This is a genomic window from Stappia indica (assembly GCF_009789575.1).
GTDB classification, from domain to species: Bacteria; Pseudomonadota; Alphaproteobacteria; order Rhizobiales; family Stappiaceae; genus Stappia; species Stappia indica_A.
The window spans coordinates 3,095,914-3,115,998 of record NZ_CP046908.1 but is presented as its reverse complement, the minus strand read 5'-3'; the positions used below and the strand labels follow the sequence as shown (position 1 = coordinate 3,115,998).

At 68.9% G+C, this 20,085-nt stretch carries 18 protein-coding genes; 2 read left to right on the top strand and 16 right to left on the bottom strand.

The genetic code is table 11. The features are described from left to right. Position 1: 1 nt before the first annotated feature. Complete coding sequence (locus GH266_RS14615) at positions 2–1,252, bottom strand: alanine racemase (RefSeq protein WP_199270332.1); 1,251 nt, start codon at positions 1,250–1,252, stop codon at positions 2–4. Positions 1,253–1,604: 352 nt separating this feature from the next. Further along, the gene (locus GH266_RS14610) at positions 1,605–2,126 is read right to left on the bottom strand and encodes a winged helix-turn-helix transcriptional regulator (protein ID WP_158194481.1); all 522 of its coding nucleotides are present in this window, start codon (positions 2,124–2,126) and stop codon (positions 1,605–1,607) included. Between the two features lie 87 nt (positions 2,127–2,213). Between GH266_RS14610 and GH266_RS14605 the strand changes: the two genes are divergently transcribed. Continuing rightward, positions 2,214–2,870: a dihydrofolate reductase family protein gene (locus GH266_RS14605; protein ID WP_158194480.1), complete on the top strand. Its 657-nt coding sequence runs from the start codon at positions 2,214–2,216 to the stop codon at positions 2,868–2,870. Between the two features lie 25 nt (positions 2,871–2,895). On the opposite strand, the gene GH266_RS14600 is transcribed toward GH266_RS14605, so the two are convergent. The 6 genes from GH266_RS14600 to GH266_RS14575 all read right to left on the bottom strand — a co-directional run bounded on the left by GH266_RS14600 (position 2,896) and on the right by GH266_RS14575 (position 10,743). Further along, positions 2,896–6,144 carry an error-prone DNA polymerase gene (locus GH266_RS14600; RefSeq protein ID WP_158194479.1) on the bottom strand — a complete coding sequence of 1,083 codons (3,249 nt, stop codon included), beginning with the start codon at positions 6,142–6,144 and terminating at the stop codon, positions 2,896–2,898. Further along, a complete protein-coding gene (locus GH266_RS14595; RefSeq protein WP_158194478.1) occupies positions 6,141–7,712 on the bottom strand; it encodes a Y-family DNA polymerase in 1,572 nt (523 codons plus the stop codon). The genes GH266_RS14600 and GH266_RS14595 overlap by 4 nt, the downstream gene beginning before the upstream one ends. Beyond that, a complete protein-coding gene (locus GH266_RS14590) occupies positions 7,618–8,415 on the bottom strand; it encodes an ImuA family protein (RefSeq protein WP_158194477.1) in 798 nt (265 codons plus the stop codon). The genes GH266_RS14595 and GH266_RS14590 overlap by 95 nt, the downstream gene beginning before the upstream one ends. Continuing rightward, positions 8,412–9,110, bottom strand: a complete 699-nt coding sequence (locus GH266_RS14585; protein ID WP_158194476.1) for an endonuclease III domain-containing protein — start codon at positions 9,108–9,110, stop codon at positions 8,412–8,414. The genes GH266_RS14590 and GH266_RS14585 overlap by 4 nt, the downstream gene beginning before the upstream one ends. Positions 9,111–9,313: 203 nt before the next feature. Continuing rightward, positions 9,314–10,027 carry a spermine/spermidine synthase domain-containing protein gene (locus tag GH266_RS14580; RefSeq protein WP_158194475.1) on the bottom strand — a complete coding sequence of 238 codons (714 nt, stop codon included), beginning with the start codon at positions 10,025–10,027 and terminating at the stop codon, positions 9,314–9,316. A gap of 80 nt (positions 10,028–10,107) precedes the next feature. Beyond that, a complete protein-coding gene (locus GH266_RS14575) occupies positions 10,108–10,743 on the bottom strand; it encodes a LysE family translocator (protein ID WP_158194474.1) in 636 nt (211 codons plus the stop codon). A gap of 203 nt (positions 10,744–10,946) precedes the next feature. Here GH266_RS14575 and GH266_RS23720 point away from each other — a divergent pair, with 203 nt between their 5' ends. Further along, complete coding sequence (locus GH266_RS23720; RefSeq protein ID WP_158196223.1) at positions 10,947–11,033, top strand: small membrane protein YohP; 87 nt, start codon at positions 10,947–10,949, stop codon at positions 11,031–11,033. 21 nt (positions 11,034–11,054) lie between these two features. On the opposite strand, the gene GH266_RS14565 is transcribed toward GH266_RS23720, so the two are convergent. From GH266_RS14565 to GH266_RS14530, 8 genes are all read right to left on the bottom strand, one after another. Beyond that, a complete protein-coding gene (locus GH266_RS14565; RefSeq protein ID WP_158194473.1) occupies positions 11,055–11,744 on the bottom strand; it encodes an SDR family NAD(P)-dependent oxidoreductase in 690 nt (229 codons plus the stop codon). 29 nt (positions 11,745–11,773) lie between these two features. Beyond that, entirely contained in the window at positions 11,774–12,835 is a 1,062-nt protein-coding gene (locus GH266_RS14560; protein ID WP_158194472.1) for a glycerol dehydrogenase, read from the bottom strand. A 6-nt stretch (positions 12,836–12,841) separates the two neighbouring features. Then, entirely contained in the window at positions 12,842–13,678 is an 837-nt protein-coding gene (locus GH266_RS14555; RefSeq protein WP_158194471.1) for a carbohydrate ABC transporter permease, read from the bottom strand. Continuing rightward, a complete protein-coding gene (locus GH266_RS14550; RefSeq protein WP_158194470.1) occupies positions 13,675–14,535 on the bottom strand; it encodes a carbohydrate ABC transporter permease in 861 nt (286 codons plus the stop codon). The genes GH266_RS14555 and GH266_RS14550 overlap by 4 nt, the downstream gene beginning before the upstream one ends. 119 nt (positions 14,536–14,654) lie before the next feature. Beyond that, positions 14,655–16,004: an ABC transporter substrate-binding protein gene (locus GH266_RS14545; protein ID WP_158194469.1), complete on the bottom strand. Its 1,350-nt coding sequence runs from the start codon at positions 16,002–16,004 to the stop codon at positions 14,655–14,657. Positions 16,005–16,048: 44 nt separating this feature from the next. Further along, positions 16,049–17,131, bottom strand: coding sequence for an ABC transporter ATP-binding protein (locus GH266_RS14540; RefSeq protein WP_158194468.1), 1,083 nt, complete (start codon positions 17,129–17,131; stop codon positions 16,049–16,051). After that, the gene (locus GH266_RS14535; protein ID WP_158194467.1) at positions 17,131–18,633 is read right to left on the bottom strand and encodes a xylulokinase; all 1,503 of its coding nucleotides are present in this window, start codon (positions 18,631–18,633) and stop codon (positions 17,131–17,133) included. The genes GH266_RS14540 and GH266_RS14535 overlap by 1 nt, the downstream gene beginning before the upstream one ends. Further along, a complete protein-coding gene (locus GH266_RS14530) occupies positions 18,626–20,083 on the bottom strand; it encodes an FAD-binding oxidoreductase (protein WP_158194466.1) in 1,458 nt (485 codons plus the stop codon). Before GH266_RS14530 ends, GH266_RS14535 begins: the two co-directional genes overlap by 8 nt. Between the last annotated feature and the right edge of the window lie 2 nt (positions 20,084–20,085).

Here is a 20,085-nt window from a genome sequence, read left to right as displayed (position 1 = left end):
CTTAGCTGAAGTGGGTGGGATAGGCGGCGGCGATGCGCCCGTCCGCGCCGCGCCCGAGGATCACGCGCCAGCGGTCGAGACAGGTGCAGGGGTGCGAGATGCCGAAGGCGACGATGTCGCCGACGCCCAGATCGCTGCCCTCCGGCAGCCTCAGGAAGGCGTGCTGGTCGTTGAGCTTCACCACCTTGCCCAGGGCATCGCGGTTTGCTGTTTGCACGCCATCGCGCCAGGCCGCAAGCGGTACCGGCAGATCCTGGTCGTAGGAGACGTCGCGCATGCCCATGCCGCAGATCGCGAGCCCCGGCTCGGGCCGCGACAGCACCTCGGCCCAGACGGTCAGCGCCGGGCGGAAGGCATCGCGCGCGGCAACACCCGTCACCGCCGCAAAGCCGCCGCGCGCATCCATCGCGCCGAGCGAGCGCTCGTAGACACCGTGATCGTGAAAGAAGATCGCACCGCTGCGCAGCACCAGTTCCGTGTTGCCGTCCCGGCTCGCCAGCGGCTTGAGATCGCCGACGACGAGATCGAAGAAGGAGGACCCGCCGGCGCTGAGGATCAGAGGGCGGTCCGGCGCGGCGGAACGCAGCAGGGCATGCACCTCGCCGGCCAGCGCATTGAGCGCGGAAATCGCCTTGACCGTCTCCTGCGGATCGGCGGTTGCGGCAGCCCCCTCATAGGCGGCGACGCCGGCAAGCTCGACATGGGACAGGCGGGATGCGGCCTCGATCACGGCGCAAGCGGCGTCGAGACTGCGCGCGCCGGCGCGGCCCGCCCCCACTTCCACCAACACCGGCACGGTTCGGCCGGCGGTGCAGCCGACATGATCGACCGTCTCCAGGCTCTCGGGCGAATCGGCGAAGAAGACGAGCACCGCGTCGGGAAAGCGCTGCAGGAGCGCGGCGAACCGCTCGGCCGAGCGGCGGCCGCCGATCTGGTTGGCGACGAGCAGGCGGCGGGCGCCATTCTCGAGGAAGACGCGTGCCTGCTGCAGGTTGGCGACGGAAAGGCCCCAGGCACCGCGATCCAGCAGGCGCCGCGACAATTCGGGGGACATCGGCGTCTTGGCATGCGGGGCGATGGAGACGCCGGCCTTGGCAACATAATCGAACATCGCCTCGACATTCGCGTCGAAAGCCGCCTCGTCCATGGTGAGGACCGGCAGGGCGAGCTCTCCGCGCTCCGGCGACAGGCCGAGGTCCGGACTGCCGACGCCCTGTTCAGCGCTTGCTGTTTGGATCCCGTCTTCCCGCATCATTCCATCCCTCGCACGGCTTTCGCCGCATCTCCCAGATCCGGTTGTCGCCTGCAGCCCTGGCTGAACGCTGCACCGCCCTTCATTTCAGCGGCGATTTCAGCCTTCATGACAACGTTATCATCGGCACTATCATCTGAATGATAACGTTGTCAAGAACGCCAAAGACAGGAGATCCGGCTAAATGTTCGACCCGCCGCCCGCAGCAGAGCGAAGGCGGATATGCAGCCTTCCTGCAGGGGCTCGTGCCCCGGCAATCGGCCCGGCCGACATCTTGAGGGAATCGCAGGCAGAGGGTAGGGCCACGGCGAGGCGCCCAAGGATAGCCCCACGGATGGCACCCGAGAGGAGCCTATCCGGCAGGCGCCGTTCGCGCCCGCACGGCGTCAAAGGCCTTGGTGAGCGCGACCAGAACCGGCGAGACGATGGCCCCGTTCGCACCGGCGACGGGATCGTTCACATGCAGACGGCGCAGGTCGTCCATGAAGGCGTTCCACATTGGCTCGCGGCCCTCTTCCAGCAGCTGCGCGCGGATCGACAGCTCCTCGCTGACCGGCAGGTGCCTGCACCCCCAGGCGCCGAGCACCGCCAGCACCGGCACCAGCTGAATCGCCGGTTCGGCCAAGCTGTAGATCGCCTTCTGGCTGTGGCTCGGATCCTCCCGCTTCGTGATGAGACCGAGTGCAACCAGCCGCTTCAGCCGGGCGGCCAGGATGTTGGAGGCGATGCCTTCTTCCGAACGGGCCAGCAGCTCGCGGAAATGCCGGCGATTGCCGAACATCATGTCGCGGATGACGACCAGGCTCCAGCGGTCCCCCAGCACTTCCATCGCCAGATTGATCGGGCAGCCCGACCGTCGCTCGATTCCTTGCATGCATCCCTCACCAAAACCGGTTGCAAAGTAGGATCGGTCATGCGACAAAACAACCAGTTTCAATTTGCAATCAGTTTAGAGGGCGCCATGCCGAAAGTTCGCGTCAACTGCTTCACCCTGTCGCTCGACGGCTACGGCGCCGGCCCCGACCAGGGACCGGAGGCCCCAGTCGGCGTCGGCGCCGAAGGCCTGCACCAGTGGATGTTCGACACACCGAGCTTCCGTCGACGGGTGCTGGGCGAAGGCGGCGGCCGGACGGGCATCAACGAGGATTTCGTCGCCCGCAGCTTCGAGACTGTCGGCGCCTGGATCATCGGACGGAACATGTTCGGACCCGTGCGCGGCCCCTGGCCGGACGACAGCTGGAAAGGGTGGTGGGGCACTACTCCGCCCTTTCACTGCGACGTTTTCGTCCTGACCCGCCACCCGCGCGCCAGCTTCGAGATGGAGGGCGGGACGGTGTTCCATTTCGTCACCGACGGCATCCCTGCGGCGCTGGAGCGTGCAAGGGCTGCGGCCGGCGGCCGCGACGTGCGGGTCGGCGGCGGCGTCTCGACCTTGCGCCAGTATCTTGAGGCCGGCCTCATCGACGAGATGCATCTTGCGGTCGCGCCCGTGGTGATGGGCAAGGGCGAAAACCTGCTGCAGGGGCTCGATCTTCCGGCCTGCGGCCTCGGCAGCGTGACTGTCACTGCGGGCGAGCACGGCATCGCGCATTACACGCTCCGGCGCGCAGCCGCCTGAGCCGGCGGCCAGAACGCCTCCGTTCTCAGTGAAAGTTCCTCCCCTTCGGCAGCACCCTCGTGTCGCGCGGGTGCCGCCACAGGCTCGCTCCCGAAAGCTTCGGCCCCTCCTGCGACGGCGCGTCCTTCGACAGCGAGGCCATCAGCTCCGGCGTGATGTCTGTGAGCTGCCGCGCCACCACATGGATGACGCCGTCCTCCTTCTGGATCGCGCCATCCACCAGGACGGCACGCGCGCCCATGACGATGCGGCGGCTGCGCTCGAAGATCCGGCTCCAAACCACGATATTGGCGATGCCCGTCTCGTCCTCCAGCGTCAGGAAGGTGACGCTCTTGGCCGTCTGCGGGCGCTGGCGCACCAGCACGAGGCCGGCGACCCGCACGAACCGGCCGTTGCCCTGCGTCTCGAGATCGGACGCGCGCAAGCTGCGGCGGGCATCGAGCCGTCCGCGCAGGAAGATGAAGGGATGCGCCTTCAGCGACAGGTGCAGGCTTGCGTAGTCCTCCACCACATGCTCGCCCGGGCGCATGCGCGGCAGTTCCACCTGCTCTTCCCTCGCGGCAAGCGAGGCCAGCCCCTTTCGGCCGCCGAACAGCGGCAGGTCGTCCTGACGGCCCGCGCGCCCGAGCCGGCCGGCCAGTCCCTTGATTTCCCACAAGGCCTGCCGCCGGTCGAGGCCGAACGAGCGGAAGGCATCCGCATTGGCGAGCGCCACCAGCGCCCGGCTGTCGAGGCCGGCCCGGCCATGCAGGTCGGCCAGATCCGCAAAGCCCATGCCGCGGGCGGCAACCAGCGCCTCTCCCGCCTCCTCGCTCAAGCCGTCGACCTGGCGCAGGCCGAGCCGCAGGGCGAAGGCACTGCCGCCCTCGCTCCCTTTCTTGCGAGCGGGAGGCTCATCGGCCTCCAGCGTGTGGTCCCAGTCGCTGTGGTTGACATCGACCGGCAGCACGCGCCCGCCATGGGCGCGCAGGTCCCGCACGATGGAGGCAGAGGAATAAAAACCCATCGGCTGCGAGTTCAGCAGCGCGCAGGCGAAGACCTCCGGATAATGGCACTTGAGCCAGGACGAGGCATAGGCGAGCAGGGCGAAGCTTGCCGAATGGCTTTCGGGAAACCCGTAATCGCTGAAGCCCTTGATCTGCTCGAAGCAGCGGTCGGCGAAATCGGGCTGGTACCTGTTCGCGATCATCCCAGCGATGAACTTCTCGCGGAACTGCTCGATCGTGCCGATGTTGCGGAAGGAGGCCATCGCCCGGCGCAGCCGGTCGGCATCGTCCGGCGAAAACCCGGCCCCGACGATGGCGATCTTCATCGCCTGTTCCTGGAACAGCGGCACGCCCAGCGTCTTCTTCAGCACGGTTTCGAGCTCGGGCGAGGGATAGGCGACCAGCTCCGGGTGCTTGCGCCGCTGCAGGTAGGGATTGACCATGTTGCCCTGGATCGGGCCGGGCCGGACGATGGCGATCTGGATGACGAGATCGTAGAAGTTTGCAGGCCTGAGGCGCGGCAGCATCGACATCTGCGCCCGGCTTTCGATCTGGAAGACGCCGACCGTGTCGGCCTTCTGGATCATCGCATAGGTCGCCGGATCGTCGCGCGGCACCCTGGCCAGCCCCATATCGCGCCCGTAATGGCCGCGCAGCAGATCGAAGCATTTGCGCAGGCAGGTCAGCATGCCGAGCGCCAGCACGTCGACCTTGAGGATGCCGAGCGCGTCGAGATCGTCCTTGTCCCATTCCACCACGGTGCGGTCTTCCATCGCCGCATTGGCGATGGGGACCACCTCGTCGAGGCGCTCGCGGGTGATGACGAAACCGCCGACATGCTGCGACAGGTGCCGCGGGAAGTCGATCAGCTGGCGGACGAGGCGGACCGTCTGCGTCAGGCGGGGATCGCGCGCATCGAGCCCGGCCTGGCGGATCTCGCCTTCCGCCGGCGCGTTCCCCGACCAGCCCCAGATCAGGCCGGACATGGCGCCGACCACGTCGGTCGACAGGCCCATCGCCTTGCCGACGTCGTTGACGGCGCTGCGGGCGCGGTAGCGGATCACCGTGGCGGCAAGGCCGGCGCGTTCGCGGCCATAGCGCGCATATATGTACTGGATCACTTCCTCGCGCCGCTCGTGCTCGAAATCGACGTCGATGTCCGGCGGCTCGCCCCGCGCCGCCGACACGAAGCGCTCGAACAACAGGTCGATCTCGGTCGGATTGACCGAGGTGATGCCGAGGCAATAGCAGACGACGGAATTGGCCGAGGACCCGCGCCCCTGGCACAGGATCGGCGGATCCTGGCTGCGGGCGAAGCGGACAATGTCGTAGACGGTGAGAAAATAGGAGGCGTAGCCGAGCTCGCCGATCAGCCGCAGCTCGCGCGCGATATTCGCATGTACATCGCCCGGGATGCCTTGCGGAAACCGGTTGTCGGCGCCCAGCCAGGCCAGCCGCTCCAGCTCCTCCTGCGGCGTCGCGCTCTCGCCCGCCGGCTCGTCCGGATAATGCGGCTTCAGTTCGTCGAGGTTAAACCGGCAGCGCGCGGCGATCTCCAGGCTGCGCTGCAGCGCCTGTTCATAGCCGGACAGGAGCCGCGCCATTTCCTGCGGCGGCTTCAGGTGCCGCTCCGCATTCGGCTCGAGCAGAAAACCCGCCGCATCGATGGTGACGTGCTCGCGGATACAGGTGAGCACGTCCTGCAAGGGGCGGCGCTCGGGCACGTGATAGAGCACGTCGTTGGTGGCGACCAGCGGCGTGCGACAGGTCTCGGCCAGACCGGCCAGGCGGTCGAAGCGGGTCCGGTCGTCGCCGCGATGGGCGGGCGACAGGGCCAGCGAGACGGCGCCGGGGAAACCGCGCCCCAGTTCCTCAAGGCGGGCGGCAAAGGCGGCACCGGGCCAGCGCGGCGGCAGGACGATCAGCTGCTGCCCCTCCCCGAGCCCGCCGAGATCGGCGAAATCGAGATGACATTCCCCCTTCGGCGCTCGCCGGTTGCCGAGGGTGAGCAGGCGGCTCAGCCGGCCATAGGCCTCCCGGTCCTGCGGATGGACGACCAGCTGGAACCCGTCGCGCAGCACCAGCCGCGCCCCGACGATCAGGCGTACGCCGTGCTCGCGCGCGGCCACATGCGCCCGCACGACGCCGGCCAGCGTGTTGCGGTCGGCGATGCCGATGGCGGCGAGCCCCAGCCGGGCTGCCGTCTCCACCAGCTCCGCCGCATGCGAGGCACCACGCAGGAAGCTGAAATTGCTGGTCGCCACCAGTTCCGCGAAGGCCGCCGTCATGCGAACAGCCCATGCACGAACCAGCGCACCGTGTCGCCGGATCGGTCGTAGAGACCTTCGCGGAACAGCCAGAAGCGTCGCCCTTCCGTGTCCTCGACGCGGTAATAGTCGCGGGTCAGCCGGTTGGCCTCGCCGCCGGCCCACCATTCCGGCGCGATCCGCTCCGGCCCTTCCGCCCGCACGATCCGGTGCGCGGTGCGCCGCCACTCGAAGCGCGCCGGCGGTTTGTCCGGCATCTCCACCAGCACCTCCACCGGCTCAGGCCGGGCGAACAGCAGCGGCGGGCGGGCCAGCGTGACACCGCCGTGCAGGGCCTGGCCATGGGCGGCCCAGTCGTGGCGGGCCACTTGCACAAGCGCGGAAACCGGATGGCAGGAACGCTCCGGCACATGGCTCTCGCGCGGCGCGAAGCGGGAGACCCGCTCGGGCCCGAAGCGGTTGACCAGCCGGTCGAGCAGCCGGTCGAGATCGTCCATCGGCGGAGGGCTGTGCTCGCGCCCCGACAGCGCCGCCTGCACCGCCTCAGTGCGCTCCACCTCGAAGGCGGAGAGCACGGCTGCCTCGAAGCCGAAGCCGGCATGGTCGCGCAGCCGGTCGAGCCGCTCGCCGAGCAGGCGCAAAAGATGCGCGGCATCGTTGCTCGGCCGGGTGATGCGCAGCTCCAGCGCCTCGCGCCAGCCGTCGACGCGATAGAGCGCCAGTTCCAGCCGCCGCGCCGCCTTGCCGAGGCCCTGCAGCATCCCGGCAAGCTCTCCGGTCAGCCGCGCGGCCACCTCGCCGATGGCCTCCAGCGTGACGACCGGCTCGGCGAAGTTGCGAGCGATCCGGTAGACGGGCGCGGCCTCGACGGGATCGAACCGCTCGCCCTCGCGCCCCAAGGCCTGGTCGAGCCGCAGGACCAGGAGCGGGCCGAAGCGGCCGGCGAGCGGCGCGCGCGGCTTGCCGACGAGAAGGCCGATCCGGTCGAGACCGAGCCGCGTCAGCGCGCGCGCCGTCTCCGCCTCGATGCGCAGGGCCGCAACGGGCAGCGGTGCCAGAACCTCGCCTACCTCGCCGGGCGCCACCTGCACCATCGGCGTGCCATAGCGGGAGAGCGCCCAGGCGGCCCCGAGCGTCGGCGCGAGGGCAAGCCTGGCGGTCAGCCCGAAGCCGTGCAGCCGGTCGGCGAGATCCGCCATCAGCGCCTCTTCGCCGCCGAACAGATGGGCGCAGCCGGCAATGTCGATGGACACCCCGTCCGGCGCATCGATGCGGGTGAGCGGGCTGTAGCGCTGGCACCACAGGGCGAGCCGGCGCAGCCCTTGCGCATCGCCGTCCGGGTCCGCCGGCGCGACGCCGAGGGCGGGATGGATCGCCCGCGCATCCGCCAGCGGCATGCCCGGCACAAGGCCGAGCGCAGCGGCGGGCGCGTTGACCGCGCTGACCCTTGCCCCGTTCTGCTCCAGCACGGAGAGCACGAGAGGTCCGGCCTCGTCAGGCGGCAGTCGGCCGCCGCGAGAGCCGGCCGGACCGGCGGAGCGGCGCTCTGTCGGCCAGCGGGGCAGCCAGACGGAAAGACAGCGTTTCATGGTTCCACTCGAGATCCCAGGCATCCAGGAGACCCTTGCGCGATTTCACCAGCCGGGCCTGCCAGCGCGGCGGGCCGAGGCCCGGCACCGCATGACCGGTATGGGGCACGGGCCGACTGGCCAGCGCCGCCAGCGACCAGCGGGTAGAGGCGGCCGTTGCCATGTCGAAGACCGGTGCCGCCCCCAGCAGCAGCACCGTCGCCCCGTGGCGGGCGGCGCGCATCGCCAGCCTTCGGCTTGCCGTAAAGTCGTAGAGCCGGTCGCCTTCGGGCAGCAGGCCGACGACGACGGCGAGCGAGGGATGGTCCAGCGCCTCCTCCAGGCTCCACAGGAGGTCGGCGGTCTTCCTCACCTCGACCTGGATCACCCGGTCCGGATCGATGCCGAAGGCGCCAAGCCCGACCGGATAAAGCTGCCCTTCCCGCCAGCCCCGCGTCGACGGCAGCCCCCACAGGAGCGGGCCGGGACGGCGCGCCAGCAATCGCGAGGCCAGCCCCAGGGCAAACCCGGTCGCCGCCCCGATATCGGCCGGCGTCGCCGGCTGCAGCTCATGCAGCGCCCCGCTCGCCAGCCCGCCGGGCAGCACCGTGCCTTGCGGTCCCGCCTCCCCCTCCAGTTCGACCGCCGGCCAGGCCGGGGCCTCGTCCAGTCCGCCCGCCTTGATGCGGGCGCGCAGCGCCGCCAGCGTCTCGCCGGTCCTCATGCCCGCCCCTCCGGCACCGACCGGCAGAGACGGCACAACGGGCAATCCGGGCAAAGCGGCTCCCTGTAGACGCAATGGCTGCGGCCCAGCCCCTGCATCAGGAAATGGTGGGTTTCCGTATCATTGGCAGTCCATGCGGCAGGCAGCTGGCGATTGAGCAGCCGCGTGGCGCGGGCAATATCGGCCCGCGCCGGCACGAGGCCCAGCCGGCAGGCGACCCGGTTGTGAGCGGTGTCGACCATCAGCACCCGGCGGTTCAGCGTGCTGAGGCCGAGCACCGCCATGCTGGTCTTGGGGCCGACCCCGGTCAGGCCTTCCAGCCAGACCCGCCCCTCCTCCACCGGCCACCGGGCCAGGAACTCCAGCTCCAGCCGTCCGCGCCGGGCCGCGATCTCGCGCAAGGCCGCCGGGATCTGCCGCGCCTTGCGCTCGGCGAAGGTCACCCCGGCGATGATGCCTTGCAGCTCGCTCGCCGCCGTTTCCGCCAGCCGCTCCCATGCGCCCATCCGGCGGGCCAGTGCTGCAAAGACCTCCATGGCGACCGCATCCCGTGTCCGGCCGCTCAGCATCGCGAAGACGAGCTGGCTCACCGGGTCGAGCCGGTAGCACTCCGGCACCGGACCGAACCGGGCAAGCAACAGTCCGTGGACCCGCGCAAGGCGGGTATCGGCAACGAGCGGCAACGTGTATTGCATGCCCGAATGAAAGAACAAAATAAGAACAAACGCAACATGAGTCTGCAGGCTGTCAGGCGGTTTTCGGCCATCGCATTGATTCAAAAACGTGAATCAATTCAGGCTGCCCCGGACCACCAGCCCCCTCACCCCCCGACGTCGCGTCAGCCACCTTCCGGCGCCCCGCTGCGCCGTCTCCCGCTGCCCGATCTCCCGCTGCCCGACTAGACCCGGGCGAGATAGACCGTCTGGGTGAACGGCTCGTCCTGCAAGGGGTTGGCGAAGGTGACGGGTTCCGCCCAGGCCTCGGCGAAGACCGAGGCAAGCCGCGCGGTGAAGGCGGCGTCGGGCGCCTCGTTGGACCACAGGCCGAAAATGCCTCCCGGCTTCAGCCAGCGTGCCATCGCCTCAAGACCTTCCGGGCGATAGAAGCTGGTGCTGCGCGCGTCGAGCAGCGCCTCCGGAGAATGGTCGATGTCGAGCAGGATCGCGTCGAATCGCCGCCCCGGGGCTTGCGGATCGAAACCCGCCTCGCCGGCGGCCATGGCAAAGAAGTCGCCCTGCACCAGACGGCAGCGCGGATCGGCGACGATCCCGGCTCCAAGCGGCAGCAAGCCGTCGCGATGCCAGTCGATCACCGGCTCGAGCATCTCGACGACGACGAGCGAGCCCGTCTCCGGCCGCTCCAGCACGGTCCTTGCCGTGTAGCCGAGGCCCAGCCCGCCGACCACCACGTCCGGGCGCGCACCGGACACCGCATCGAGGCCGAGCCGTGCGAGCGCAATCTCCGAGACGGTGAAGAAGCTCGACATCAGGAACTCGTCGCCGAGCTTGATCTCGTAGACGTCGCCGCCCAGCCGCATGTCGCGGCGGCGGCGCAGGGACACCGCCCCAATCGCCGTCGGGCGATAGTCCAGTTCCTCGAAAAACACGGACATGAGCGGCCCTTTCCGGTGCGGCGTGACGGCAAGACGCCGCTTATCGCCGCTTTGGCCCCCGGCGGCAAGCGCGGCCCTGTTCAGCCCCGGCGCAGCGCCGCATGCGCCACCATCGCGCCCATGGCAAGGAAGGCGATGCCGAACAGGCCGGAAATCCAGCGCCTGCCGCGCGCGAAGGCACGCAGCGCCACACCCGTGGAAAAGACCGTCGCCGTGATCGCGTGCAGAAGGACGGCGAGCACCCCGCACAGCGCGACGACGGCGACCAGGAACCAGCCCGGCGCGGCCACGGGAACGAAGGCCGTCATCACCGAGCCGAAGAACAGCGCCGCCTTCGGATTGGTCATGCTGACGAGAAAGCCGGTGCGGAAGGCACGGAGAAGGGACGAAGAGGGAAGGCGGGCGGTCTCCATGCTCGCGCCCTGCCGGAGGGCGGTCCGCAACGACCTCGCCCCGAGCCAGACCAGGTAGGCAGCCCCTGCCAGCTTCAGCGCGACCGCGACCTGCGGGAACAGCTCGAACATCGTCGCAACGCCGAGAACCGCCGCCAGCGCCCAGAGCGTGGCCGCGGCCGCCAGCCCGGTACCGGTGGCGATGCCCTGGACGCGGCCACCGGCAAGCGAGGCGGCGATCACCGCAAGCATGTTCGGGCCCGGCGTGATCCAGGCGGCGAGATTGACGGCAACGATGGCGGCAAGCGGCGAGAAAAGGTCCATGCGCGGTTCCGGCGTCCCTTGGGCACCGGGTCAGTATCGGCAATCCCTGGCCGGGTTTCCAGCCCCGTCCACATCCGGCGATTGAACTCAGGCTTCAGCGCCCACTGATGCGAGCGGCGAACCATGCCGGATTTCTTCGAAACGATCCGGCCCCTGGCGCGTTGACATGGCAACACCCGTGACACCAGCCACAGAGAGGCACCATGCTCAAGTTCATTGGCGGAACCGTCGGCTTCATCTTTCTCGTCGGCCTCGTGGTCGTGATCGGCATCCTCATGCTGATCTTCTGACCTTCCGACCGGGCACGGGCGTCAGGCGGCGAGATAGCCGCCATCAACCGGAATGATGGCGCCGTGCACATAGGACGCCTCCGGCGACAGCAGGAAGGCGATCACCGCCGCGATCTCGGCCGGGTCCGCCCAGCGCGCGAGCGGAATGCGCGCGGCAATGCGCGGGCCGCGCACCGGATCGGCCTTGGCCCGGGCCGAGAGCCTGGTATCGACCCAGCCCGGCGCGACCGCGTTGACGCGAACCCCGCGCCCGCCCCAGGCGACGGCCAGCGAGCGGGTCATGGAGGACACCGCGCCCTTGCTCGCCGAATAGGCGGGCGCGGCCGAATTGCCGAACCAGCTCCACATGGAGGCGATGTTGACCACCGCGCCGCCGGCCCGTTCCAGCGCCGGCAGGGCGGCATTGGCGACAGCGAAACTGCCGCCGACATTGATCTCCATCACCTTGCGAAACCCGTCATCGGTCCACTCGTCGTCGAAGCGGATGACGCCGGCGCAGTTGACGAGGCCGTGCAGCTCTCCCACCTCCGAAAACAGCGCGGCCCGCGCGCCTGCATCGGTGATGTCGCAGTCGGCAAAGCCGATGTCGGCGGGAAGATCCGCATCGCGCTCCAGCCCGGCCGCCGTTACCTGCCAGTCGCGCTGCGCCAGATATTCGGCCGTTGCCCGCCCGATCCCGGTTCCCCCGCCCGTCACGATCGCCTTGCGCATGATCCTGCCCCGAAGCCGCGCTGTTCGCCTCACATCCGGTCGAGGCTGCGCATGGCCTCGACCAGATCGTCCGGCCCCAGCCGGCGCATGTAGTTGCCCGCGTAAGGCGCCGTCAGCGACACCTCCGCCATCCGCCGGAGGTCCGCCTCTTCGCTCAATCCGAAGGCGGCAAAGGACACCGGCAGGTTGATCCGGCGGAAGAAGCCGGCAAGCTCGGCGATCTCCTGCGCGCTGCCCTGGCCCGCGGCCAGCTGGGTCAGCGTGCCGAGCGCAACCATCTCGCCATGCAGCAGGTGGGCGAGCTGCGGCATCACCGAGAAGCCGCGCACCATGGAATGGGCGATGGACAGGCCGCCGCTTTCGAAGGCGAGACCGCTGAGAAGGATCGAGGCCTCCACCACCCGCTCGAAGGCGGCATCCGGCTCGCGCGCCGTCATCGCTGCCTCGCCATCGGCGAGCAGGATTTCCCGCGCCCGGCCGACGATGGCCTTGGTCAGTTCGGTCGGCGTGCCGCCGAAGAAGTTGAGGCCTCCCCCGGAAAAACGGGCCCCGGCAAGGGCGCCGGCAAGCTCGTAGGGCTTGGACATGGCGTCGCCGATGCCGGCGGCCAGGAACCGGCGCGGCGCCGAGGCGATCACCGCCGTGTCGACAAGAACCAGCGAGGGATTGGCCCGCATGTGGCGCACGCCCTCGACCGCATGGTCGGCAGTGTAGACGACGGCGATATGGCTGGTCGGGCTGTCGTTGGAGGCGATCGTCGGGACGATGCCGACCGGCAGGTCCCGCAGGATCGCCGCGCCCTTGGCCGTGTCGATGGCCTTGCCGCCGCCGATGCCGAGGATGAGCCGCGCCTCGCCGATCTCGGCGGCCCGCGCCTCGATCTCGGCACCGGTGCACTCGCCGCCGAAGGCGAGCAGCCTGGCATCCGGCAGCGCGCGGGCGATCCGCTCGCCCAGCAGCTCGCGGGCGACCGGGTCGATGACGACCGCCACCGGCCCGCCGCCGAGCCGCGCGACCTCCTCCGCCAGCGTGTCGATCGCACCGGGTCCCTGGACGTAGCGCTGGGGCGCGCCGAGAATGCGCAGGGCCATCTTCGATTATCCTTTCACCGCGCCGGCCGTCAGGCCTTGCACGAAATAGCGGGAGAGCAGGATGAAGGCGACGAAGAGCGGCAGGGCGATCAGCGTCGAGCCGGCCATCACATCGCCCCAGCGCAGGTCGAACGCACCGATCATCGAGGCAAGGCCGAGCGGCACGGTCTTGTTGACGTCGGAGCCGATCATCACCAGCGCGAAGGTGTAGTCCGTCCAGGACAGCAGGAAGGCGAAGATCGCCACCGTCACCAGCCCCGGCACGGAGAGCGGCAGCACCACCCGCAGGAAGGCGCCGAGCCGGGTGCAGCCGTCGACCATCGCCGCCTCTTCCAGCTCGAAGGGCATCGCCTTGAAGAAGCCCCACAGGAACCAGACGCCGAGCGGCATGGTCATGGTCAGGTGCGAGATCACCAGCGAGAACAGCGTGTCGTTGAGGCCGACTTTCGTGAACATCGCATAGAGCGGGATCGCCAGCAGCAGGGGCGGGAACATGTAGGCATAGAGCATGCCGGCGATGATCGCCTTCTTGCCGCGGATCCGCTGGCGGGTGACGCCATAGGCGATCATCACCGACAGGACCATGGTCAGCGCCACCGTGGCGACGGCAACGATCAGGCTGTTGAGGAACTGCCGCGGATAGTCGGTCTGGGCCAGCAGGCTGTAATAGTATTGCAGCGTCAGCTCGCTGGGGATCAGCGAGGGATTGAGCAGCATCTCCTGCGTCGGGCGCAGCGACGACGACACCATCCAGTAGATCGGGAAGGCGCTGTAGAGCGCGATGGCGAAGGCGGCGAAATACAGGCCGACACGCGCTGCCGGCCGCCGGATTGCGGGTGTCATGCGTCGTCCTCCATCGGGAACACGCGGAAATACAGGAAGACGGCCAGCGACAGGAACAGGAAGGAGATCGTGGCGATCGCCGCGCCCGTGCCGATGTCGTAGAGCGTGAAGGCAGTGCGATAGGAGAGGATCGGCAGGTGTTCCGTCGCCCCGACGGGGCCGCCGCCGGTGGTCAGCCAGATCACGTCGAACTTGTTGAACATCCACACCCCGCGCAGCAGGATGATGACGGTCAGGATCGGCCGCAGCATCGGCAGGGTGATGTGGAAGAAGCGGCGGATCGGCCCGGCGCCGTCGACGCGCGCGGCCTCGTAAAGCTGGGTCGGAACGGTCTGCAGGCCGGCGAGGAACGTGGTGGTGACGAAGGGCGTCCACAGCCAGACCGAGACCAGGATCACCGATATCATCGCCGCCTGCTCGGTCTCGAACCAGTAGATCGGCGGCAAGCCCCACTCGTCCATCAGGATTGTGACGATGCCGAGCGACCCGTCGACCATCCACTTGAAGGTCAGCACGGCGATCACGGTGGGCAGGAGATAGGGCAGGAAGGCGAGCCCGCGCACCAGGGCGCGGCCGCGGAAGGGCTGGTGCAGGATGAGCGCGAAGCCGATGCCGAGCACCACCTGCAGAACGATGGCAAGGCCCGCATAGACGATGCCGTTCCACAGCGCGCGCCAGAACTCCGCGCTCGCCAGCACCGCCTGGTATTTCGCAAGGCCGACCCAGATCGGATCGGAGGTCAGGGACGGCATGTCGAAGAAGCTGAGCGACACGGCGTAAAGGGCCGGGCCGACGATCAGCAGCAGTGTCACGAGCACGCCCACGGCAAGGAAGGCGGGCAACATCCAGCGGGTCATTCTTGGCACCCTTTGTCCGGTCGGGGAGCCCGCAGGCGGGGTTTCGCACCGCCTGCGGGCCTGTCGAGGCGAAGGCGGCCCGTATGGCCGCCTCCGGATCTGTCGGTGTCGGGATCGCCCTACTTGATCAGCTCGCGCATGCGGGCCGCGGCCTTTTCCACCGCTTCCGTCGAGGACATGCCCTTGATCAGCTTGTCCTGCAGCATCTCCGGCATGACGAAGCCCTCGAAGACCTTGCCCGGGCGGATGTCCGGGGCCGGGCCCTGCGTGTCGATCGAGGTCACCAGCAGGTCGTCGTCGGTGACCATCTGGCGCATGGTCTCGATCTGGTCGGCATACTTCGTGATCAAGGGGTTCGAGCGCCACTGGTCATTGTCGTAGATGTCGAGGCGGGCCGGCTGGAAATGCACCGGCGCGGTGTGCAGGAAGTCGACCAGGCGGTCGGTCGTCATCCAGCGCATGAACTCCATGGCCGGGCCGGTATTGTCGGTCTTCAGCACCACCCAGCCGTCATAGCCGTGGCTGACTGCCTTGGCTTTGCCGGCGCTGTCCATGTACGGCATGATGCCGAGGTTTTCCGCCACCTGCGGGTTGTCGCGCTCCGCCGCTTCCAGCACGCGGCCGGCATAGGGACCGTGCGCCACGGTGCCGCCGACGACGTTGGACAGCACGGTCGCGTAGTCGGCCTGGATCGCCCCCGGGGGCATGGTCGGGTAGAGCTTCTCCATGAAGTCGAGATAGGCCGCCGCCTTCGACTTCATGCCTTCGGCATCGAGCGTCACGTTCCACTGGTCGTCGAAGAGCTTCACCCCTTCCGCCCACATGAAGGCGACCGACATCCAGTTGGTAGCGCCGTTCGAGCCGATCGGGAAAATGCAGCCCTTGCGCCGGCCCTCGATGGTGGCCTGGCAGTTGGAGACGAACTGGTCCCAGGTGTCGGGCAGCGACAGACCCAGCTTCTCGTACAGGTCCTTGCGGTAGTAGATCACCGAGAGGTTGTAGTCGAACGGGTACCAGTAGACCTTGTCATCCATCGGGAAGAGGATGTTGTTGCCCCACTCGTACGGGTCGGTCAGCTCGTTCAGCGGCACGATCAGGTCCTGGTCGGCCAGCAGCAGCACATGGCCGATGAAGCCGACATTGGCGACGTCATAGGGCGTGCCGCTGCGGATGCCGTTGGTGATCTTGGTGAAGGCCTCGCCGAGCGGCACGGAATCCACCCGCACCTCGATGCCGGTCTTCTCCTGGTACTCTTTCGCGATCCTGTCGAAGAAGGCGAGCGTGTCCTTGCCCGTCTCGCAGTTCAGGAAGCGGATTTCCTTGCGCCCCTGCGCCCGGATGGCCGGGGCCGCGAGGCCCGACAGCGCAAGGCCGAGGCCCAGCACGCCGGCGCCCTGCAGCGTCTGGCGACGGGTGATGAGGCGAGACGGCCCAGAGTTCTTTCCCGAGTTCTTTCCAGTGTCCTTCATGGTTTCCTCCCAAGGTTCCCCGCGCTTTGCCGCGGTGGTTCAGTTCACGCGTGCGCCGGCGCCGCAGAGGCGGTTGTCGCCAGCCGCTGTTCCGTCTCCCGGTCGAACAGGTGGATGGCCGACGGGTCGGCGGAGACCGCCACCGTGTCGCCCGCCCGAATGTCGTCGCGCCGCCCCTCCATGACGCGCAGCGACAGATTGCCGATGGAGCCGATCAGCAGGGTCTGAGACCCCAGCTGCTCGACCGCCCGCACCGCGAAGGGCAGGCCGTCCGGCGCCACATGCATCGCCTCCGGCCGAAGACCGGCGGTCACCGGACCATCGGGCGCGCCGGCCGGGGCCGGCAGGCTCATGTCGGCGGACGGGCCCATGCGCAGGCGTCCACTGGTGATCTCGGCCGGGAAGAGGTTCATCTCCGGCGAGCCGATGAAGCCGGCGACGAAGACGTTCTGCGGCCGGTCGTAGACCTCCAGCGGCGCGCCGATCTGCTGCACATGGCCGTCGCGCATGATCACGATGCGGTCTGCGAGCGTCATCGCCTCGGTCTGGTCGTGGGTGACGTAGATCATCGCCTTGCCGATGCGCTTCTGCAGCAGGGCGATCTCCTCGCGCATGCGCACGCGCAGCTTGGCGTCGAGATTGGACAGCGGCTCGTCGAGCAAGAACACCGCCGGGTCGCGCACCAGCGCCCGGCCGAGCGCGACGCGCTGCATCTGGCCGCCGGAAAGCTGGCGCGGCTTGCGCTCGAGCAGATGGGTGATCGCCAGCATCTCGGCGACCTCGTCCACCCGCCGCACCGTTTCGGCGGCATCGATGCCGCGCATCTTCAGGCCGAAGCCGAGATTGGCGCGGATGGTCTTGTGCGGGTAGAGCGCATAGTTCTGGAACACCATCGCGATGTCGCGATCCTTCGGCTCCAGCTGGGTCACGTTGCGCTCGCCGATGAACAATTCGCCGCCGGAAATGCTCTCCAGCCCGGCGACCATGCGCAGCGTCGTCGACTTGCCGCAGCCCGAAGGGCCGAGCAGCACGATCAGCTCGCCGCGGGCGATGTCGAGGCTGACGCCCTCGACGGCGACCACTCCGCCATAGGTCTTGCGCAGCTTGCGCAGGCTCACTTCGGCCATCAGTTTCCTCCCCTGCCGGCTGCGACGATGCGGTGATTGACGGGCGTCAGCGCCTCCTTGGTGTCGCGGTAGAGCGCGAACACCTCCTCGTAGCGCTGCATCGCCTTGCGATCCGGATGCCGGGTCGCCGCCACCCCGATCACCGCCGCGGCGGCCTTCGTGTCGGCAAACACGCCGGCGCCCATGCCGGCAATGAGCGCGGCGCCGAAGGAGGCGTCGCCCTCGCGGGGGATCTCGATCGTCAGGCCGGTGACATCGGCGATGATCTGCTGCCACAGCTCGCTGCGGGTGCCGCCGCCGACGAGGCGCGCCGTCGAAAAGCCCATATCGAGCCCGCGCAGCACCTCCAGGCAGTCGCGCAGGCTGTAGGCGATGCCCTCGTAGAGCGCGCGCACGAAGTGGCCCGGCCCGTGGGCAAAGCCGAGGCCGACATAGGAAGCCCGCAGGTCCGGGTCCCAGTAGGGGCTGCGTTCGCCGTTGAGATAGGGGTGGAAGAGCAGCCCGTCGCTGCCGGGTGCAACGGCCTGCGCGGCCTTGTCCATGCCCTCGAAGCCGAGCCCGGCGAACAGCGTGTCGCGCAGCCAGCGATGGGCGGAGGCGCAGGAGTTGGTGCCGAGGATCGTGTAGCAGTGGCCGGGCACCAGATGCGGATAATGGATCACCTTGGCCGAGAAGGACGGGGACGCCGTCAGCGAGGAGACGGTGCCGGCGGTGGCAAGCTTCAGCGCCCCGAGGCCGGGACGGGTCATGCCGCCGCAAAAGGTCTCGGCATTGGTGTCCGACGTGCCGCAGATGACCGGCGTTCCGGCAACGAGCCCCGTCGCGGCAGCGGCGTCCGCCGTCACCGCGCCGGTGACGGCGGATGAGCCGACGAGCGGCGGCAGCACGGAAGGATCGATCCCGGCGATGCGGCAGAGCTCGTGCGACCAGGCGCCTTCGGGGGAGCGGGCATCGGCCAGCATCATGCCCCACGCGTCGGTGATGTCGGTGGCATCGCTCCCGTCGATCTGGCGGCGCAGCCAGTCCTTGGCCGGCCGGATCCGGCGGATGCGGGCGAACAGCTCCGGCTCGTTCTCGCGCACCCAGACCAGCTGCGGCAGCGTCCAGGTGGGGCTCGCCTGATTGCCCGAAAGCTCCAGGATCCGAGCGCCGTCGCTCTCGCGCAGCGCCGCCGCCTGGCGGCCCGAGCGCTGGTCGTTCCACATGATGGCCGGGCGCAGGATCGTGCCATCCGCCTCCTCCAGCACATGGGTATGGGCGCCGGCGGTAAAGGCGATGCCCTTGATCCGCGCCGGGTCGATGCCCTGGCGCCACAACTGCGCCAGGGTGTCGATCATCGCCGCGCGCCAGCCGAGCGGGTCCTGCTCGCTGAAGCCGGGATGCGGCGCCAGGGTCTCGACGGCGGCCGAAGCCGCGCCATGGACCTTGCCGGTCCCGTCGATCACGGTCGATTTGAGCGAACCGGCGCCGAGGTCTATGCCCAGCAGCAACGGATCAGGCATGGTCCATCCTGTCGCGATAGGGGTCGATGGCCCCGGCGCGCGGCGGCAGGCCGAGCTTGCCGGGATTGAAGATGTTCTGCGGATCGAGGGCGTCCTTCACGGCCCGCAGCACGTCCATGCCGACGCCGAGCTCGCCGTCCATCCAGGGGCCGCGGAACAGGCCGGTCCCGTGATGGTGGGCGATGGAGCCGCCATGGGCGAGCGTCTCGCCTTCCAGCAGTTCCCAGAGCCTTGCATGGAGCGGCAGCGCCTCGTCCTGGGGCATCTGCGGCAGGCGGATCGTCATGTACTGGCAGACGCCTTCCGGATAGACATGCGACCAGTGGGCGCTGAAATGGGCGTCGGGATGGATCGCCGGCACCGCCGCGCGGATCGCATCGTACAGGGCGGCCGCCCGCGACCAGTTGACCGTCACCTCGATCGTGTCGTTGTAGAAGCCCTTCTCCTGCCATTGCTGGCTGATCGACTTGTAGCGGTGCGCGCGCCATTCGTCGAACGGCCGCGTCTCGGTTTCCACCGCCCCGGCTTCGGCCGCGAAGGCGCGCACCAGCGCGGCCTCGGCCGCAACCACCCCCGGCTCGCCGCACAGGACGATATTGGCCATCACCGGACGCTCGCGATAGGCATCGATGCCTTCGGTGCGCGAGGCCGTCTCCTTCTCGTCGTAGAGGCGGACGATGCGCGGATGCAGGCCGGCCTGCATGATGCGGCGGGCAAGGCCCAGCGCCGCCGGGCGGTCGGGCAGCGCGAAGGCCAGCACCTCCTCGGTCTCCGGCAGCTTCCACAGGCGCAGCGTCAGCTCGGTGATGATGGCGAGCGTGCCCTCGTTGCCGACGATCAGGTCGCGGATCGAGGGGCCGGTTGCGCGCTTGGGCAGCGGGCGGACCTCGAGCATCCGGCCGTCGGGCAGGATCGCCTTGAGGCCGACGACGATGTCCTCGATCTTGCCGTAGCGGCTCGATTCCTGGCCGCCGCCGCGGCAGGCGGCCCAGCCGCCGACGGTGGAGATGGTGAGCGACTGCGGCAGGTGCCCGACCGTATAGCCCTTGTCGTTGAGCGCGGCCTCGAACAGCTCGCCGTTCATGCCGGCCTCGACGGTCACCAGCGCATTCTCCGGATCGACATTGAGGATCCGGTCCATGCGCTGCATGTCGATGAGCACTTCCTCACTGAGCGGGATGGTGCCGCCGAGCACGCCGGAGCCGCTGCCATAGGGGATGACGGGCAGGCCGGCCTCGGCCGCCAGCTTCACCACCTGCTGCACCTCGTCGGCCGTGCCGGGACGCACCACGACGCCGGGCAGCGTACCGACCAGCGCGCCGGCCCGGGCCCGGAAATTGGCGTAAGGGAGCTTGTCATGGGCATATCGCCGGCGATCGTCCTCAGCCGTCAGGACGTTGCCGGCCCCGACGATCTCCGCAAATTCCGCTAGCCGCGTTTCACTGCTCACCC

Bases quoted from the DNA above. Each gene is read 5' to 3' on its own strand.
- GH266_RS14550 (WP_158194470.1), bottom strand. From the start codon at position 14,535: ATGACCCGCTGGATGTTGCCCGCCTTCCTTGCCGTGGGCGTGCTCGTG.
- GH266_RS14565 (WP_158194473.1), bottom strand. From the start codon at position 11,744: ATGCGCAAGGCGATCGTGACGGGCGGGGGAACCGGGATCGGGCGGGCA.
- GH266_RS23720 (WP_158196223.1), top strand. From the start codon at position 10,947: ATGCTCAAGTTCATTGGCGGAACCGTCGGCTTCATCTTTCTCGTCGGC.
- GH266_RS14555 (WP_158194471.1), bottom strand. From the start codon at position 13,678: ATGACACCCGCAATCCGGCGGCCGGCAGCGCGTGTCGGCCTGTATTTC.
- GH266_RS14595 (WP_158194478.1), bottom strand. From the start codon at position 7,712: ATGAAACGCTGTCTTTCCGTCTGGCTGCCCCGCTGGCCGACAGAGCGC.
- GH266_RS14560 (WP_158194472.1), bottom strand. From the start codon at position 12,835: ATGGCCCTGCGCATTCTCGGCGCGCCCCAGCGCTACGTCCAGGGACCC.
- GH266_RS14540 (WP_158194468.1), bottom strand. From the start codon at position 17,131: ATGGCCGAAGTGAGCCTGCGCAAGCTGCGCAAGACCTATGGCGGAGTG.
- GH266_RS14535 (WP_158194467.1), bottom strand. From the start codon at position 18,633: ATGCCTGATCCGTTGCTGCTGGGCATAGACCTCGGCGCCGGTTCGCTC.
- GH266_RS14605 (WP_158194480.1), top strand. From the start codon at position 2,214: ATGCCGAAAGTTCGCGTCAACTGCTTCACCCTGTCGCTCGACGGCTAC.
- GH266_RS14585 (WP_158194476.1), bottom strand. From the start codon at position 9,110: ATGCAATACACGTTGCCGCTCGTTGCCGATACCCGCCTTGCGCGGGTC.
- GH266_RS14545 (WP_158194469.1), bottom strand. From the start codon at position 16,004: ATGAAGGACACTGGAAAGAACTCGGGAAAGAACTCTGGGCCGTCTCGC.
- GH266_RS14580 (WP_158194475.1), bottom strand. From the start codon at position 10,027: ATGTCCGTGTTTTTCGAGGAACTGGACTATCGCCCGACGGCGATTGGG.
- GH266_RS14615 (WP_199270332.1), bottom strand. From the start codon at position 1,252: ATGCGGGAAGACGGGATCCAAACAGCAAGCGCTGAACAGGGCGTCGGC.
- GH266_RS14600 (WP_158194479.1), bottom strand. From the start codon at position 6,144: ATGACGGCGGCCTTCGCGGAACTGGTGGCGACCAGCAATTTCAGCTTC.
- GH266_RS14590 (WP_158194477.1), bottom strand. From the start codon at position 8,415: ATGAGGACCGGCGAGACGCTGGCGGCGCTGCGCGCCCGCATCAAGGCG.
- GH266_RS14575 (WP_158194474.1), bottom strand. From the start codon at position 10,743: ATGGACCTTTTCTCGCCGCTTGCCGCCATCGTTGCCGTCAATCTCGCC.
- GH266_RS14610 (WP_158194481.1), bottom strand. From the start codon at position 2,126: ATGCAAGGAATCGAGCGACGGTCGGGCTGCCCGATCAATCTGGCGATG.